The organism is Curvibacter sp. T50, from assembly GCF_057219955.1.
In genome coordinates, this window is the sequence record NZ_JBXVVU010000003.1 from 127050 (window position 1) to 142722 (window position 15673).

Here is a 15673-nt window from a genome sequence, read left to right on the forward strand (position 1 = left end):
GTTCTCTTGAGGGGCGTATCAGAGGCGCCACAGCACCTGGACGGCCCAACCGGCACAGCCGACAAGCCAGACGATGGAGAAGACCTGGAGGATCAAGCGGATTGCGACAGGTTTGACGTAGTCCATCCAGATATCACGCACACCAACCCACGCGTGATAGGCCAAGGAGATGATGACGGTAAAAGTCAGGACCTTCATCCATTGAGCGGCAAATATGCCGGCCCAGAGGTCATAGCCGATCGGGCCCTTGGTAAACACCACTTGCGCGAGTAGCAGCACGGTGAAAAGGGCCATCAGCACTGCCGTTACCCGTTGGGCCAGCCAGTCGCGCAGCCCATAGTGGGCGCCGACCACGACGCGTTTGGAACCGTAGTTGACGGACATATTGTGTTTTCCTTGTCGATCAGTAGAGCCCAAAGAGCTTGGCGCCCAGGACAGCGGTCAGGCCAACGCCAAGTACCAGGGTGACGATCGCCGATGAGCGACCGAACTCCTTGGTAACTGAGTGGGTGGCGTCCATGTAAAGATGGCGGACGCCGGCAACAAAATGGTGCAAGTAAGCCCAGATCAGTGCAAGTGCAACCAGTTTCACGAACCATCCAGGCACAAAACCCAGACCTGCGCCGAATGCGGAACTGAACCGGGCGAACGATATTTCGGAGGTGACTGACGTGTCGAACAACCAGATGATGAAGGGGAGCAACAAGAACAGAATCGCTCCGCTGACCCGGTGCAGTATTGAAACCCAACCTGCCGGAGGCAAGCGGTAGGTGGTCAGATCCGTGATGGCATTGATATTGCGGAACTCAGGCCGCTGTTTGGCAATTTCGGTCATGGTTAGTCTTTCGTGGATGTAACTGCCTTGTAATTCGAGATTGACGGACCGCGAAATTCTATTGCAACGCAACAAACTGACACGAGCATTTCAGCCCCTTGACCCTGATGGCAACATGATCAGTTCAGTTCGTTGCGGTAGTGGTGGGTATCAGTCCGATACAAGCCGTGGCGAAGTTCCATGGGGATGTCGTTGTAGGTGTAAGCGATTCGTTGCACGCTCAGCAAAGGAGTGCTCTCGTCAACCGCCAAAAGGCGAGCCTGTTCCCCATCGGGGCGGACAGCCCGGATTTTTTCCGCTGCCCGGACCATCCGGATACCGAACTCGGTTTCGAACATTTCGTACATTGGCCCGTGGTAGTCGGTCAGACGCTCTGCTGTCAGGCCTTTGAAGGGGCCGCCCGGAAGCCAAATATCGTCCAGAATGGTCGGTACCCCCGAAAATGCCAGCAAACGGCGGACGTGGAGCACCGGATCGCCCGGTTTCAGGGCCAAGAGACGGGCAACATCGGCATTGGCCCGTGTGCGGCGGCAGTCGACGATGTTGCGCTGGGCCGGGCCCTCGCTGTTTACATCGCCGCTATCCGGAACCAGTTTCAGGAACCGGTACTGCACCAGTTGTTCGGCGTGGGTTGCGACAAAGGTACCTCGACCTTGCCGCCGCACCAGCAGGTTCTCGGCCGCCAGTTCGTCGATCGCCTTGCGGACTGTGCCTTGACTGACACGAAAACGGGTGGCCAGATCGACCTCGCTTGGAATGGTCTCCCCGGGACGCCATTCGCCCGCTTGCAGGCTCTTCAGCAGCAGCGCCTTGATTTGCTGATACAGCGGACTGAAGGCCGGCGTGGCAACCGATACACCGTCGGTCTGGACAGGCGGTGTGGGGCTGTTGGGGGCGGTAGACATGATGAGCGAGCGGCCGGAACGGTCAGGGTCGCGGAAAGACCTTGATCATATCTTATATAAGACATAAGACAAGTTGACATATCAGGGTTTGTGCGGATAAACTGCCGCTGATTTGCGAGCTGAAAGTCGTCTGCGGCCTTGGTTCGCGCCCTCTGCTTCCCTTTCCTTTGGAGATCCTTTCATGAGCAAGACACCCGTTCGCGTTGCCGTTACCGGCGCAGCCGGCCAGATTGGCTACGCCCTCCTGTTCCGTATTGCTTCCGGCGAAATGCTGGGCAAGGATCAGCCCGTCATCCTGCAATTGCTGGAGATCCCGGACGAGAAGGCACAGAACGCCCTCAAGGGAGTCATCATGGAGTTGGAAGACTGCGCGTTCCCGTTGCTGGCCGGTATCGAAGCCCATGCTGACCCGATGACCGCCTTCAAGGACACCGATTACGCCCTGCTCGTGGGGGCGCGTCCCCGCGGCCCGGGCATGGAGCGCGCCGATCTGCTCGCTGCCAATGCCCAGATTTTTACCGCCCAAGGCAAAGCGCTCAATGCTGTTGCCTCACGCAACGTCAGGGTGTTGGTCGTCGGAAACCCTGCCAACACCAACGCCTACATCGCCATGAAGTCGGCGCCCGATCTGCCGGCGAAGAACTTCACCGCCATGCTGCGCCTGGACCACAACCGTGCCGCCAGCCAGATCGCGGCCAAGATGGGCATCGCTGTTGGCGACATCGAGAAACTGGCCGTCTGGGGTAACCATTCGCCCACCATGTACGCCGACTACCGTTTCGCCACCGTGAACGGCCAATCCGTCAAGGACACCATCAACGATCACGATTGGAACGCCAATACTTTCCTGCCCACCGTGGGCAAGCGCGGCGCGGCCATCATTGCCGCCCGCGGTCTGTCGTCGGCCGCCTCGGCTGCAAACGCCGCCATCGACCACATGCGCGACTGGGCCCTGGGCACCAATGGCAAGTGGGTCACCATGGGCGTGCCGTCCAACGGCGAATACGGCATTCCCAAGGAAGTCATGTTCGGCTATCCGGTCACCTGTGAAGGTGGTGAGTACAAGATCGTGGAAGGGTTGCCGATTGACGCTTTCTCGCAGGAATGCATCAACAAGACCCTGAAGGAATTGCAAGACGAGCAGGCCGGCGTCGCCCACCTCCTGTAAGTGCCCGGCAATCGCCATGGCCGATCCCGGGCATCCCCGACACGTCCTGCTGGGTGCCCAGGCCGGCGCGGCTTCCCTGCCGGTCTGTGATCATTACAGCGGTGTTGAGGCACGGATGCGCAAGAGCCTGGATCTCCAGGCTCAGATGGCTGCGGAATTCGGTACCTGCGTTTTTGACGTCACGCTGGATTGCGAGGATGGCGCTCCCGTAGGGGCCGAGGCGGCTCACGCGAAACTGGTGGCGGATCTGGTGGAAGGTGCGCGTGCGGGCGCTCGTGTGGCCGTGCGAATCCACCCGGTCGACCATCCCTGCTTCGACGCAGACATAGATCTGATCGCGGGCAGGGTGGGGGATCGCTTGTGTCACATCATGATTCCCAAGGTCGAATCACGGTTGGACGTTGACAGAGCCGTGGCAGCCCTGGCAAGGGCCGGCGCCGAGACGCCGTTGCAGGTACTCATCGAATCGCCGGCAGCGGTGCACGCAGCATTCGACATTGCCGCTCATCCGCAGGTTCAGTCGCTCAGTTTCGGGCTGATGGATTTTGTTTCTGCCCATGCGGGCGCCATTCCAGCCAGCGCGATGGGCGCCGCAGGTCAGTTCAGCCACCCTTTGGTGGTGCGAGCCAAGCTGGAAATTGCGTCAGCCTGTCATGCACACGGCAAGGTGCCTTCGCATTGCGTGGTGACCGAGTTTGCGGATGGCAGCGCCATGCGGTCCGCTGCCCAGCGGGCCTACCGTGAGTTGGGCTATACCCGCATGTGGAGCATCCACCCAGCCCAGATCCGTCCCATCGTCGAGGCGATGGCGCCTGATCCACAGGAAATTGCCACTGCGGCAGATATCATCACGGCGGCAATCGCGGAGAACTGGGCACCGATCTCGTTCCGGGGCAACCTGCACGACCGCGCGAGTTACCGCTACTACTGGCACGTGATCGAGCGCGCCTACCGTACAGGGCGTTCCGTTCCTGACGCGATTCGGATCTTTTGCGACTGAGCCCAGGCAAACTTCTAACCATCGGAGATACCAATGTCACGTAGCGCCCTCGCAGTTCTGGCTCTGGTATTGCCGGTCGCCGCCTTGGCACAGGCAGGCAGTTCCACCCCGGCAAAATTGCCGGCAGCCGAGAAGAAAACCGCAGTGTCTGCGAAGTCAAGCACGCCTTCCGGGTCAAATGCGGCTGCGTCGAAAACCACCAAGGTCGCATCGAGCGGAAAGAAGACCTTGCCGTCCGCCGCGCCTGTCTCGTCGACCTCCAGTCGTACCCAACTGCACAGCGCAGCGGTGCAAGTGGCGGCAGGCATTCGCGCTGCTGAGGCCGCGTTGACACCGGGTGAACTGGCCATTGCCCAGCAGGTTCATCGGGGTGTTCTGCCCTGCGAACTGGGTGCATCCGTTACCGTCGATGCGGACGAACGCGTGCCGGGGTACTTTACGGTCAGCGGTAAAGGCTTCCGCTACCGCATGCATCCGGTCGAAACCAGTACGGGTGCCATTCGTCTGGAAGACAAGCAGGCGGGGGCCGTCTGGCTGCAACTGGCCAACAAGTCCATGCTGATGAATCAGAAGCAAGGACGCCGAATTGCCGACGAATGTGCCAATGCCGAACAGGTTGCGACAGCAACCGCGCTAAAAAACAATCCGCCGCCGGCATTGATTGATGTCAGCGAACCCGTCAAACGATGAATCCCCCGGAGACCTTGCCGGCTCCGTAAATTTTTTTTGAGACAGGAGAAACCACCATGTTGAAAGCCTACCGTGAACATGCCGCCGAACGCGCGGCCCTTGGCATTCCCCCGCTGCCGCTTGATGCCAAGCAAGTGGAAGCACTGATCGAACTGATCAAGAACCCGCCCGCCGGCGAAGAGGCCTTCCTGATGGACCTCTTGACGCACCGCGTGCCCCCGGGTGTGGACGATGCCGCCAAAGTCAAGGCCTCGTTCCTGGCCGCCGTGGCCCACGGAGACCTCCAGGTCGGCCTGATCTCCAAGGCCAAGGCCACCGAACTGCTGGGCACCATGGTGGGCGGCTACAACGTCCACCCCCTGATCGAACTGCTGGACGACGCCGAGGTGGCGGCCGTGGCCGGCGCTGCGCTGAAAAAGACGCTGCTGATGTTCGACTACTTCAACGACGTGGCCGAGAAGGCCAAGGCCGGCAATGCGGTGGCCAAGGACGTGATGCAGAGCTGGGCCGACGCCGAGTGGTTCACCAGCCGCCCCGAAGTCGAAAAGAAGATCACCGTCACTGTCTTCAAGGTGCCTGGCGAGACCAACACCGACGACCTGTCGCCCGCGCCGGATGCCACCACACGCCCGGACATCCCGATGCACTACCTGGCGATGCTGAAGAACACCCGCCCCGACGCGGCCTTCAAGCCCGAGGAAGACGGCAAGCGCGGCCCGATGCAGTTCATCGAAAACCTGAAGAAGAAGGGCCACCTGGTCGCTTACGTGGGCGACGTGGTCGGTACCGGTTCATCGCGCAAGTCCGCCACCAACAGCGTGATCTGGGCCACCGGTCAGGACATCCCGTTCGTGCCGAACAAGCGTTTTGGTGGTGTGACCCTGGGCGGCAAGATCGCCCCCATCTTTTTCAACACGCAGGAAGACTCCGGCTCGTTGCCGATCGAAGTGGACGTGTCCAAGCTGGAAATGGGTGACGTGATCGACGTGCTGCCCTACGACGGCAAGCTGGTCAAGAACGGCGAGACCGTGGCCGAGTTCAAGCTCAAGAGCGACGTGCTTTTCGACGAAGTGCGCGCCGGCGGCCGCATCAACCTGATCATCGGCCGCTCGCTGACCGCCAAGGCACGCGAGTTCCTGGGCCTGCCCGCTTCCACGCTGTTCCGGCTGCCCAGCGTGCCGGCTGAAACCAAGGCCGGCTTCACGCTGGCGCAGAAGATGGTCGGTCGCGCCGTCGGTCTGCCCGAAGGCCAGGGCGTGCGTCCCGGTACCTATTGCGAGCCCAAGATGACCACCGTGGGGTCGCAGGACACGACGGGCCCGATGACCCGCGACGAGCTGAAGGACCTGGCTTGCCTGGGCTTCTCGGCTGATCTGGTGATGCAGTCCTTCTGCCACACCGCGGCCTACCCCAAGCCGGTGGACGTGAAGACTCATCGCGAACTGCCCAAGTTCATCAGCAGCCGCGGCGGCGTGTCCCTGCGTCCGGGCGACGGCGTGATCCACAGCTGGCTCAACCGCCTGCTGCTGCCCGACACCGTGGGCACCGGCGGTGACTCCCACACCCGCTTCCCGATCGGCATCTCCTTCCCCGCCGGTTCCGGCCTGGTGGCCTTCGGCGCCGCCACCGGCGTCATGCCGCTGGACATGCCCGAGTCGGTGCTGGTGCGCTTCAAGGGCCAGATGCAGCCGGGCGTGACCCTGCGCGACCTGGTGCATGCGATCCCCCTGTACGCGATCAAGGCCGGTCTGCTGACCGTGGCCAAGGCCGGCAAGAAGAACATCTTCTCGGGCCGCATCCTGGAAATCGAAGGACTGCCCGATCTGAAGGTGGAACAGGCGTTCGAGCTGTCCGACGCCTCGGCCGAGCGCTCGGCCGCCGGCTGCACCATCAAGCTCAACCCCGAGCCGATCAAGGAATACCTCACCAGCAACATCGTGCTGATGAAGAACATGATCGCCGACGGCTACCAGGACGCGCGCACCCTGCAGCGCCGTATCGAAAAGGTCGAAGCCTGGCTGGCCAACCCGCAGCTGCTGGAAGCCGACAAGGACGCCGAGTACGCCGCCGTCATCGAGATCGACCTGGCCGACATCAAGGAACCCATCCTGTGCTGCCCCAACGATCCGGACGACGCCAAGACCCTGTCCGAAGTCGCCGGCACCAAGATCGACGAGGCCTTCATCGGTTCGTGCATGACCAACATCGGTCACTTCCGCGCCGCGGCCAAGTTGCTGGGTGGCAGCCGCGACATCCCGGTCAAGCTGTGGGTCGCGCCGCCGACCAAGATGGACGAGAGCGAACTGATCAAGGAAGGCCACTACGCCAGCTTCGGCGCCGCCGGTGCACGCACTGAGATGCCCGGCTGCAGCCTGTGCATGGGCAACCAGGCCCAGGTGCGCGAAGGCGCCACCGTGGTCTCCACCTCCACCCGCAACTTCCCCAACCGCCTGGGCAAGAACACCAACGTGTTCCTGGCCTCGGCCGAGCTGGCGGCGATTGCGTCCAAACTGGGCAAGATCCCCACCGTGGCGGAATACCACGAAGCCATGGGCATCGTGAACAAGGACGGCGCGGCGATCTACAAGTACCTGAACTTCGACCAGATCGAGGAGTACGTGGAGAACGCGAAGGAAGCGACGGCCTGAGCGGCTTCTCGCTGAGTGAATAGAAACGGCCCAGGGAGCGATCACTGGGCCGTTTCGCGTGAGGTGCCGCAAACGGGGCGATGTCAGGCGCTAGTGGCAGCCGCAGGATACGGTGCTTTTTCCCGGCATCCCTGCCCACCTCAGGAAAACTCGCATGCTGCAGTCAGCACAGCCCTGTGCGTACGTTGCCCTACCAAAGCGGTGCCTGAACCCGGGTCGGTGCTGATGGATGGATCGGGGTGCCTACTTCACAGACAGCAGGGCACCGTCTTTCATCCGGTCACGGGCCAGCGCCTCCTCGTTGCTCTTGCGGCGGAAAAACACGGTCACGATGCTTGACGTGATGACGATGAAGAGCGAATACAGCACCGGAATCAGCAGCACTTCTTGCTGCATTTCCCCAGTGAACGTGAGTGTGACGATCAGCACCGCCAGCGGGCCGTTCTGAATGCCGGTCTCCAGCGCGATGGTTCGGCTGCGGTTCGGGTCTTGCTTTAGAACACGGGCCAGAAAGTAACCCAACGCCATTCCGAATACCCCGAGCCCGATGGCGGCAAAGAATACGTACCACGGCGTGTTGGCCAGCAGCATGTGGTTGCGCGGAATCCAGGTGAACACCAGGAACAGAATCACACCGATCCCCAACATGCCGCCCAGCAGCTCAACGCTGGCACCAATATTGGGGTTGAACTTGCGCAACACCATGCCAATGACGGTGGGCACCAGCAGGACGAACAGCACCTGTGCCACGTTACCTGCCGGAATCTTGAACTCACCCGTCAAGCCCGCCAGTTGCGAGTAAAACTCCAGCAGCGCAGGCACCATGCCCAGCGCAATCAGAGACGACACCGACGTCATCATGATCGACAACGCCAGCACAGCCTTGCTGAAGTACGTGAAGATGTTGGAAGTGGTGCCGCCCGGCATGCAGCCCATCAGAATCAGCCCCACTGTCAAGCCTGGAGACAAGCCCAGTGCCTTGGCCAGCAAGAACGCCAGCAACGGCATGATGCCGTATTGGCACAGAAGGCCCACCAGCACGCCCTTGGGTTTTCGAAAGGCAATCAGAAAATCGCGCCACGTCAGTGACGCGCCCATGCCGAGCATGATGACGATCATCATGATGCCCAGCAGCTTGGTTTCGAGTTCGGAAATCATGTGCAGCTTCTCTGGTTGTGTCTGTGAAGGGGGCTCAAGCGCGCTTCATTTCTTCGGCCACGGCCTTGCGCAGGTCTTTGCGCAGCACCTTGCCAATAGGGCTCTTGGGCAGTTCGTCGCGCACCACTACAAGTTTTGGCACCTTGTAGGCCGCCAGGTGTTTGCGGCAGTGTTCCAGCACGTCGGCGGGCATCACCTCTTTGCTGTGGTCAGGGTTCTGCACCACATAGGCGCGAACGGCCTCGCCGGTTTTTGCATCGGGCACGCCGATCACGGCTACCTCCAGCACATGGTCCATGTCGGCAATGACGTCTTCCACCTCGTTCGGGTACACGTTGAAGCCCGACACCAGGATCATGTCCTTCTTTCGGTCGACGATGCGCATGAACCCGGTTTCATCCATCACGGCAATGTCACCCGTGGCAAACCAGCCGTCGTGCATGACCTTGGCGGTTTCTTCGGCGGTTTGCCAGTAGCCCTTCATCACCTGAGGGCCGCGTACCCAGATTTCGCCGGGCGTTCCGGGGGCCACGTCTTGCCCCTCGTCGTTGGTAAGTCGCACGTCGGTGCCGGGGGCGGGAATGCCAATGCTGCCGTCACGTGGCGTGCCTGTCAGTGGGTTGAAGCTCACCACCGGCGCGGTTTCGGTCAGGCCGTAGCCTTCCGCAATCGGGGTTTTGGTGACATCACGCCAGCGCTGAGCTACCGCCGTGTGCAACGCAGTGCCGCCTGAAATTGACGCCTTGAGGGTTTTCGGCGGGTAGGCCACAAACCATTCTTCGTTCAGCAGGCCGTTGAACAGGGTGTTGACCCCGGTCATCCAGGTGATGGGGAAGTTCTCCATGGCACGTTGCAGGTTTTGCACCGGCCGTGGGTTGGGAATCAGCACGTTGTGTCCACCAATGGTCATGTAGCCCAACAAATTGGCCGTGAACGCGAAGATGTGGTATAGCGGCAGCGCCGTCATGACACATTCATTGCCGGGTGTCATGTGGCTTTGACCCATGGCATGTGTCTGGCAAATGTTGTTGAGCAAATTGCCGTGCGTCAGCATGGCCCCTTTGCTCACACCCGTGGTGCCGCCGGTGTACTGCAGCAGCGCCAGGTCATCGCGGCCCACGCCGTGCCAATATTGCTTGGCGGGTGTTTTTGCCAGGGTGGCACGGCCAGCGGTCAACGCATCCTTCAGGCGGATGTGTGGTGACGTGACCGGGGGCAGCACACGGTTCCAGTACTTTTGCACGCCCTTGACGATGATTCCCGGCACCGTCGGGAAAAACTCGGACACCGATGCCAGCACCACCTGCTTGATGCCGGTTTTTGACAGCACAGCGGGTAACTTGTCGGCAAACATGTCCACCAGCACCAGCACCCTTGCGCCGCTGTTGTTGAACTGATGGATCATTTCGGTTTCGGTGTACAGCGGGTTGGTGTTGACCAGCACACACCCGGCCTTGAACACACCCAGCGCCGCCACCGGGTAGCCCAGGCTGTTGGGCAACTGCACCGCCACGCGGTCGCCCGCATTCAGACCCAACACGGCGCGCAAGTAGCCGGCAAATGCGTCTGACAGTTCGTCTACCTCGGCGAAGCTCAGGCGGCCATTCATGCCGTTGGGTACCACACAGCTGAAGGCTGCTTTGGCTTTGCTTTCGGTTTGCCACTTTCTGCAGCTTTCGTGGGTCAGTTCCGCCAGGTTACGGTAAGGCAACTGCGCCAGGACAGGGGCGATTCCCACCTGTCGGTAGGTGGCATGCCAAGGAGGTGTGGTGTTGTCAGACATGGGGGTGAGAAGTAAAAGAACGATCGTGCTGGTTTTAAAGTTTGTGGATGCTAGTCAGCTTCGAGTCAAGTTTGTGGGTAGCCGATTCAGTTTTTAGCTGGTGTTTACCCCGGTGAAGGCTGCCTCGCAGCGTTTCGTCCCTACGTCGATGGCGGGCATTGCCCTGCAACTTTGCCCCAGCGAAAGCATCGTTTTGCTGCGCTAACAAAGCAGCCATTGCTTTCATCGGCTCTTGCCTGCCCAGCCACGGTCACTCCGCGTCACCGGTGAACGCACAGAAACGCCCGGCTTTGCTTGGGCATGGGCGCCAGTTCCGGCGGCGTGCGCGTGCGACGGGCGTCGAGGAAACGCGCCTCCGTCGTCACGGGGCCGGCCGGGCTACCGGGTCGCCGTCTCGTTGGCCGGGGTGGATTCGGCTGGCCCCGCAGCCGGTGCGGTGATCTGGGCGGGAGTCAGGGCAAGCGGCTGGCCCTGGAGTGCGGCAACGTACTGAGCCTGCGTCAAGTGCTGGTACAAGGGCCGAAAGACCAATTCGAACTCGAGCTGACCACTCGGCAAGACCTTGGGCGGAGCCATTTTCTCCGGCTTGCATTGGCTACCACAAGCATTCGCAAGCCCGCGCTGAACCGATCGGGCCGCGGTCGTCGCGGAGCGTTGTGCCTCCTGGGTGGTGAACGTGGCGCCGGTCGTAAAGACAAGGCGCCCGAGTCCATCGCGCGCGCTGTGTTGCACGCCCATCGCCCCGGTGAGCAGGGAAACGTTGGCTGGCCCCGGTGTTGCCGGTTTTTTTTTCGGTGCAGAAGCGGGCCGAGCCGGCGCCGACTCCGCGGCGAGCGGCCTCAGTGTGGGCACACCAGGTACGGCGGGCTCTTGCGCGAACGCGCTGCAGGTGACCGAGGTCAGGATGGCTGCGCGTGCGGAACAAGCAAGCAGACGTTTGGATTTCATGGGGGCATCTTCGCATGAACCTCCCGCTGTGTTCCAAATACCGAAGGCCACTTCGAATCGGCCAAGCCATGCGTGTCGGCGCCAGGGATCGCCAGAGCGCAGTGCTTGCCATGGTAACTGTATTTATATACAGTTTCTGGATGCCCGCCATCCCCCATCCACCCACGCTGGTTCTTAAAGGCCGTGGAACCTTGCTGAATGTGGCGCATCGGTTCACCCGCGAAGACCGGCAGCCGTTCGACGACGGCTGGTCATCGACTGACGCCCCCGCCCCCGCCCCCGTGACGGTGCCCACCGAAGTGCGCTGGGAAGACATCGGTCAGGCGATTACTCGCAACCATTCGCCCGACATCAGTTTTGAGCTGGGTCTGAACCCTTATCGCGGCTGCGAACACGGCTGCAGCTACTGTTACGCGCGCCCCAGTCACAGCTATCTGGGCCTCAGCCCCGGGCTGGACTTCGAGACCCGGCTGATCGCGCGGCGCAATATCGCCGAGCGCCTGCGGGCCGAACTGGTGCGCCCAGGTTTTGTGGCCCAAGTACTGGCGCTGGGCACCGTGACCGATGCCTATCAGCCCGTCGAGCGGCGGCTGCGCCTGACCCGCTCGGTGCTGGAGGTGCTTGCGCAAGCCCGTCTGCCGGTGGTCATTGTCACCAAGGGCAGCGGGATCGAGCGCGACCTCGATCTGCTGGCCCCCATGGCCGCGCAGGGATTGGTGGCGGTGTACGTCAGCATCACGACCCTGAAGGACGCCCTGGCGCGCCAGATGGAGCCCCGCGCCGCCGCACCGTACCGAAGGTTGCGTACCCTGGAGACTTTGGCCGCCGCCGGGATTCCCGTGGGCGTGAGCCTATCGCCGCAGATTCCGTTCCTGAACGACGATATGGAGCAGGTACTGGACGCCGCCCATGCCGCAGGAGCGCGCCGCGCGTTCTATCAGGTGTTGCGGCTGCCGTGGGAACTCAAACCATTGTTCGAAGACTGGCTGCAGCGGTGTTTTCCGGACCGCGCCGAACGTGTCATGGCCCGGGTCACGGAACTGCACGGCGGAAAGCGCTATGACCCCCGATTCGGGCTGCGCATGAAAGGGCAGGGCGTCTGGTCGCAGTTGTTGCAGCAGCGCTTCAACCAGCGATGCCAAAGGCTCGGAATGAACGAGTCTGCCGTGCCACTGACCACTGCGTTGTTCTCGCCCTCGGCGCTACACGGTCAGGCGAGTCTATTCGACGCATGATGACGGCGAACGTACTATAATAAATATAGCGTAAAGCGACCTTTTTACGATGGGTATCGGCCGCTTTTGTGCAATAGATCAGTGTCAGGCGGTCGCGGCGCTGCCTTCGAGCATCCGGGCCACCAGCGCGCCGGCGGCGGGCAGGCCCAGCGGCACCCACACCCGCAGCGGGTTGCCGGCCGCCACGGTGATCGGGCTGCCGTCCTGTGCCTGCATCGCGGCCAGCGGAACGCGCCGGTTGCCAGAGGGGTGGATCACCTCCAGCGTGTCGCCCACCGCAAACCGGTTTTTGGTCTCGACCTCGGCCCAGCCGTCTTCGCGCACCTGCAGCACTTCGCCGACAAACTGGCTGCGCTGGCTTTCGCTGTGGCCGGCCAGATAGTTCTGGTAGTCCTGGCTCGGGCGGCGCTCCAGCAGACCGCCGGTATAGCCGCGGTTGGACAGGCCTTCCAGCTCCAGCAGCAGTTCGGGATTGAAAGGTTTGCCGGCGACCGCGTCGTCGATGGCACGGCGGTAGACCTGCGCGGTGCGTGCCACGTAATAGTGGCTCTTGGTCCGGCCCTCGATCTTGAGTGAATCGATCCCCATCGCCGCGAGCTTGCCCACATGCTCCACCGCACGCAAGTCCTTGCTGTTCATGATGTAGGTGCCGTGCTCGTCTTCCATGATGGGCATCAGCTCGCCCGGGCGGCCGGCTTCCTCGATCAGCCAGACCTTGTTGGCCTCGGGGTGGCGCTGGCCGCTCCCGGTGGTGGAGAAGGCGCTGGCAGCGTCCTCATCTTCATTTGCGAAATTGAAACCATCAAGGCGCTGCAGCGGCACGGCATCGCCGGTATCGGTCTCGGTGGTTGCGGCCTGTGTCTTGTATTCCCATCGGCAGGCGTTGGTGCAGGTGCCCTGGTTGGGGTCGCGCCGGTTGAAATAGCCTGACAGCAGGCAGCGGCCGGAGTAGGCGATGCACAGTGCGCCGTGCACAAAAACTTCCAGCTCGATGTCCGGGCAGTCGTTGCGGATGGCCTGCACCTCGTCCAGGCTCAGCTCGCGCGAGAGGATGATGCGGCTCACGCCCTGCCGCTGCCAGAACTTCACCGCGGCGCTGTTGGTGGTGTTGGCCTGTACCGACAGGTGGATCGGCACCTCGGGCCACAGGCCCTTTTCCATCTGCTCGCGCACCAGCATGATCAGCCCGGCGTCGGCCATGATGAGCGCGTCGGGCCGCAGTTCCACTACGGGTTGCAGGTCGCGCAGGTAGGTACGCAGCTTGTCGTTGTGGGCGATCAGGTTGCTGGTGACAAAAAACTTCTTGCCACGCTCGTGGGCCTCCGCGATGCCCTGGGCAATCTGCTCAAGGCGGAATTCGTTGTTGCGCGCACGCAGGCTGTAGCGCGGCTGGCCGGCATAGACCGCGTCGGCGCCGAAATCGTAGGCCGCGCGCATGCGTTGCAGCGTACCGGCGGGCAGCAGGAGTTCAGGCGCTTTCATCGGCGGCATTCCTTAGCGGTGGTGTGACTGGCCGGGCAAATGGGCATGGGCGCGCCGGATCAGCCGCGCGCGACGGGCAGTCCGGGAGTATTGCACCACTCGCTCCAGCTGCCCGCGTACAGGGGCATTCGCCCCAGCCCGGCAACTTCCATGGCGAGCAGATTGGGTACCGCGCTCACGCCGCTGCCGCAATGGTGCACCACGGTGGCTGGATCGCGACCGGCGAGCAAGGCGTCAAACTCGGCGCGCAACACGGCGGCACTCTTGAAGCGGCCGTCGGATCCCAGGTTCTCGCCGAACGGGCGGTTCAGCGCGCCGGGAATATGGCCGGCCACCGGGTCCAGGGGCTCGATCTCGCCGCGAAAGCGCGCGCCGGCGCGGGCGTCGATGATCGTCTGCCCGGGGCGGCCAAGTGCGCGGGCGAGGTCCTGGGTGGTCACCAGAACGGCCTTTTCGTCCGACAGCTGGAAATCGCCGGCCGGTTGTGGTGTCGCCGGGCCGCTTTCAAGCGGGCCGCCAATGGCCTGCCAGGCCTGAAGCCCACCGTCGAGCACCGCCACCGCTTCGTGGCCCGCCCATTTCAGCATCCACCATAGCCGACCGCAGTAGTTGGCGCCGTTGCGGTCATAAACCACCACCTGGTCGGTCTGGTTCAGGCCGGCTTCGCGCAGCCAGCGGGCAAACCACTCCCGCCGGGGCAGCGGATGGCGCCCGCCGTTGATGGCCTGGTCGGGCGAACTCGCGCTCAGGTGGCGTTCGAGATGGGCCTGGATGGCGCCGGCGATGCGCCCCGTTGTGAACAGGCGGTCGGCTGCGGCGGGATCCATCAACTCGAAGCTGCAGTCGAAGACCAACAGCGGCGCCTGAGCCGTTTTCAGTGACTGCAACTCGGATGCCGAAATCAGGGTGGTGTAGGGGGCCGTCATGATGGTTCAATGCTCCTCGGCTGGGGGGTTGGCGATCGCTCGGGCGCGCAGGAATGTGGCGGCGATGCCGCTGGAAATGATCAGGGCCATGCCCGCCCAGCCGATCCACGGAATCTGGTCGCCGAACAGGAACAGGCCGAACAAGGCCGAAAAAACGATTCCGGAATATTGCAGGTTGGCCACCACCAACGTGGCGCCATGGGTATAGGCCTTGGTCATGCACAGCTGGCCCAGCGCCGCCAGCAGGCCGATCGGCAACAGCCACAGCGCATGCGGCCAGGTCCAGGGCGACATGCCGGTAAACAGCATGCCCACCGCGCCGGCGACCGCCGCGCCCATGGAGAAATAGAACACGGTGCGCGCCTCGGGCTCGCCCACGCGCCCGAGGGCCGCGACTTGCAGATAGGCGAACGCCGCCCCCAGGCCCGACAGCAGACCGATCAGCCCGGCAAACAGCTGGTCCTGCGCGATGGTGGGTTGCAACATCAGCACCACCCCGACAAACCCGGACATCACGGTCAGCACAATGGGGCCCTGGCGTCCGATATCCTGCAGCCGACCCATGACCAGGGTGCCGCCCACCAGGAAAGCGGCCACCCAGACGCCGCTCATGTAGTTGAGTGTCATGGCCGTGGCCAGCGGCAGATGGGCGATGGCGTAGAACCAGGTGGCCAGCGAGGCGACACCAATGACGCTGCGCCACAGATGCATCATCGGAACGGCCGTGCGCAGTGATACGCCCTGGGCCTGGCACAAGGCCGCCAGAAACACCATCCCGATAGCCCCGCGCCAGCACACCATCTCCAGGGTATTGAAGTGGGCCGACGCGAACTTGATACACACGCTCATGCTCGCGAAAAACAGCGAGGCGAGGACCATCCACAAGGCTTGCATG

Annotated in this window: 14 protein-coding genes; 5 read left to right on the forward strand and 9 right to left on the reverse strand. The window is 62.5% G+C overall.

What is annotated here, in order from left to right:
- Positions 1-18 precede the first annotated feature (18 nt).
- From sdhD to AC2EBU_RS12225, 3 genes are all read right to left on the reverse strand, one after another.
- Positions 19-384, reverse strand: a complete 366-nt coding sequence (sdhD, locus tag AC2EBU_RS12215; protein WP_484610702.1) for a succinate dehydrogenase, hydrophobic membrane anchor protein — start codon at positions 382-384, stop codon at positions 19-21.
- Positions 385-403: 19 nt separating this feature from the next.
- Positions 404-835, reverse strand: coding sequence for a succinate dehydrogenase, cytochrome b556 subunit (gene sdhC, locus AC2EBU_RS12220; RefSeq protein WP_484610703.1), 432 nt, complete (start codon positions 833-835; stop codon positions 404-406).
- A gap of 119 nt (positions 836-954) precedes the next feature.
- Positions 955-1740: a GntR family transcriptional regulator gene (locus AC2EBU_RS12225; RefSeq protein ID WP_484610704.1), complete on the reverse strand. Its 786-nt coding sequence runs from the start codon at positions 1738-1740 to the stop codon at positions 955-957.
- Positions 1741-1921: 181 nt separating this feature from the next.
- Between AC2EBU_RS12225 and AC2EBU_RS12230 the strand changes: the two genes are divergently transcribed.
- From AC2EBU_RS12230 to acnB, 4 genes are all read left to right on the forward strand, one after another.
- Positions 1922-2908 carry a malate dehydrogenase gene (locus AC2EBU_RS12230; RefSeq protein WP_484610705.1) on the forward strand — a complete coding sequence of 329 codons (987 nt, stop codon included), beginning with the start codon at positions 1922-1924 and terminating at the stop codon, positions 2906-2908.
- 16 nt (positions 2909-2924) lie between these two features.
- Positions 2925-3908 (forward strand): HpcH/HpaI aldolase/citrate lyase family protein, encoded by a 984-nt coding sequence (locus AC2EBU_RS12235; RefSeq protein ID WP_484610706.1) that lies wholly within the window; start codon positions 2925-2927, stop codon positions 3906-3908.
- A gap of 84 nt (positions 3909-3992) precedes the next feature.
- Positions 3993-4598 carry a hypothetical protein gene (locus AC2EBU_RS12240; RefSeq protein ID WP_484610707.1) on the forward strand — a complete coding sequence of 202 codons (606 nt, stop codon included), beginning with the start codon at positions 3993-3995 and terminating at the stop codon, positions 4596-4598.
- A gap of 56 nt (positions 4599-4654) precedes the next feature.
- Entirely contained in the window at positions 4655-7246 is a 2592-nt protein-coding gene (gene acnB / locus AC2EBU_RS12245) for a bifunctional aconitate hydratase 2/2-methylisocitrate dehydratase (RefSeq protein WP_484610708.1), read from the forward strand.
- Positions 7247-7489: 243 nt separating this feature from the next.
- Here acnB and AC2EBU_RS12250 read toward each other — a convergent pair whose 3' ends face one another.
- The 3 genes from AC2EBU_RS12250 to AC2EBU_RS12260 form a co-directional block, all read right to left on the reverse strand.
- Positions 7490-8404: a bile acid:sodium symporter family protein gene (locus AC2EBU_RS12250; protein ID WP_484610709.1), complete on the reverse strand. Its 915-nt coding sequence runs from the start codon at positions 8402-8404 to the stop codon at positions 7490-7492.
- Between the two features lie 34 nt (positions 8405-8438).
- Positions 8439-10187: an AMP-binding protein gene (locus AC2EBU_RS12255; RefSeq protein WP_484610710.1), complete on the reverse strand. Its 1749-nt coding sequence runs from the start codon at positions 10185-10187 to the stop codon at positions 8439-8441.
- Positions 10188-10565: 378 nt separating this feature from the next.
- Positions 10566-11135: a hypothetical protein gene (locus AC2EBU_RS12260; protein WP_484610711.1), complete on the reverse strand. Its 570-nt coding sequence runs from the start codon at positions 11133-11135 to the stop codon at positions 10566-10568.
- Positions 11136-11275: 140 nt separating this feature from the next.
- Between AC2EBU_RS12260 and AC2EBU_RS12265 the strand changes: the two genes are divergently transcribed.
- Complete coding sequence (locus tag AC2EBU_RS12265) at positions 11276-12370, forward strand: PA0069 family radical SAM protein (RefSeq protein ID WP_484610712.1); 1095 nt, start codon at positions 11276-11278, stop codon at positions 12368-12370.
- Positions 12371-12454: 84 nt separating this feature from the next.
- On the opposite strand, the gene trhP is transcribed toward AC2EBU_RS12265, so the two are convergent.
- Genes trhP through AC2EBU_RS12280 form a run of 3 tightly spaced genes read right to left on the reverse strand, consistent with a single transcriptional unit; the run spans position 12455 to position 15672 of the window.
- Positions 12455-13861 carry a prephenate-dependent tRNA uridine(34) hydroxylase TrhP gene (trhP, locus tag AC2EBU_RS12270; protein ID WP_484610713.1) on the reverse strand — a complete coding sequence of 469 codons (1407 nt, stop codon included), beginning with the start codon at positions 13859-13861 and terminating at the stop codon, positions 12455-12457.
- A 50-nt stretch (positions 13862-13911) separates the two neighbouring features.
- Entirely contained in the window at positions 13912-14778 is an 867-nt protein-coding gene (locus AC2EBU_RS12275; protein ID WP_484610714.1) for a sulfurtransferase, read from the reverse strand.
- A gap of 6 nt (positions 14779-14784) precedes the next feature.
- Positions 14785-15672: a DMT family transporter gene (locus AC2EBU_RS12280; RefSeq protein WP_484610715.1), complete on the reverse strand. Its 888-nt coding sequence runs from the start codon at positions 15670-15672 to the stop codon at positions 14785-14787.
- Position 15673: the final 1 nt, after the last annotated feature.

Excerpts from the sequence above, each read along its gene's own strand:
- sdhD (WP_484610702.1), bottom strand. The coding sequence starts at position 384 with ATGTCCGTCAACTACGGTTCCAAACGCGTCGTGGTCGGCGCCCACTAT.
- sdhC (WP_484610703.1), bottom strand. The coding sequence starts at position 835 with ATGACCGAAATTGCCAAACAGCGGCCTGAGTTCCGCAATATCAATGCC.
- AC2EBU_RS12225 (WP_484610704.1), bottom strand. The coding sequence starts at position 1,740 with ATGTCTACCGCCCCCAACAGCCCCACACCGCCTGTCCAGACCGACGGT.
- AC2EBU_RS12230 (WP_484610705.1), top strand. The coding sequence starts at position 1,922 with ATGAGCAAGACACCCGTTCGCGTTGCCGTTACCGGCGCAGCCGGCCAG.
- AC2EBU_RS12235 (WP_484610706.1), top strand. The coding sequence starts at position 2,925 with ATGGCCGATCCCGGGCATCCCCGACACGTCCTGCTGGGTGCCCAGGCC.
- acnB (WP_484610708.1), top strand. The coding sequence starts at position 4,655 with ATGTTGAAAGCCTACCGTGAACATGCCGCCGAACGCGCGGCCCTTGGC.
- AC2EBU_RS12250 (WP_484610709.1), bottom strand. The coding sequence starts at position 8,404 with ATGATTTCCGAACTCGAAACCAAGCTGCTGGGCATCATGATGATCGTC.
- AC2EBU_RS12255 (WP_484610710.1), bottom strand. The coding sequence starts at position 10,187 with ATGTCTGACAACACCACACCTCCTTGGCATGCCACCTACCGACAGGTG.
- AC2EBU_RS12260 (WP_484610711.1), bottom strand. The coding sequence starts at position 11,135 with ATGAAATCCAAACGTCTGCTTGCTTGTTCCGCACGCGCAGCCATCCTG.
- AC2EBU_RS12265 (WP_484610712.1), top strand. The coding sequence starts at position 11,276 with ATGCCCGCCATCCCCCATCCACCCACGCTGGTTCTTAAAGGCCGTGGA.
- trhP (WP_484610713.1), bottom strand. The coding sequence starts at position 13,861 with ATGCCGCCGATGAAAGCGCCTGAACTCCTGCTGCCCGCCGGTACGCTG.
- AC2EBU_RS12275 (WP_484610714.1), bottom strand. The coding sequence starts at position 14,778 with ATGACGGCCCCCTACACCACCCTGATTTCGGCATCCGAGTTGCAGTCA.
- AC2EBU_RS12280 (WP_484610715.1), bottom strand. The coding sequence starts at position 15,672 with ATGCAAGCCTTGTGGATGGTCCTCGCCTCGCTGTTTTTCGCGAGCATG.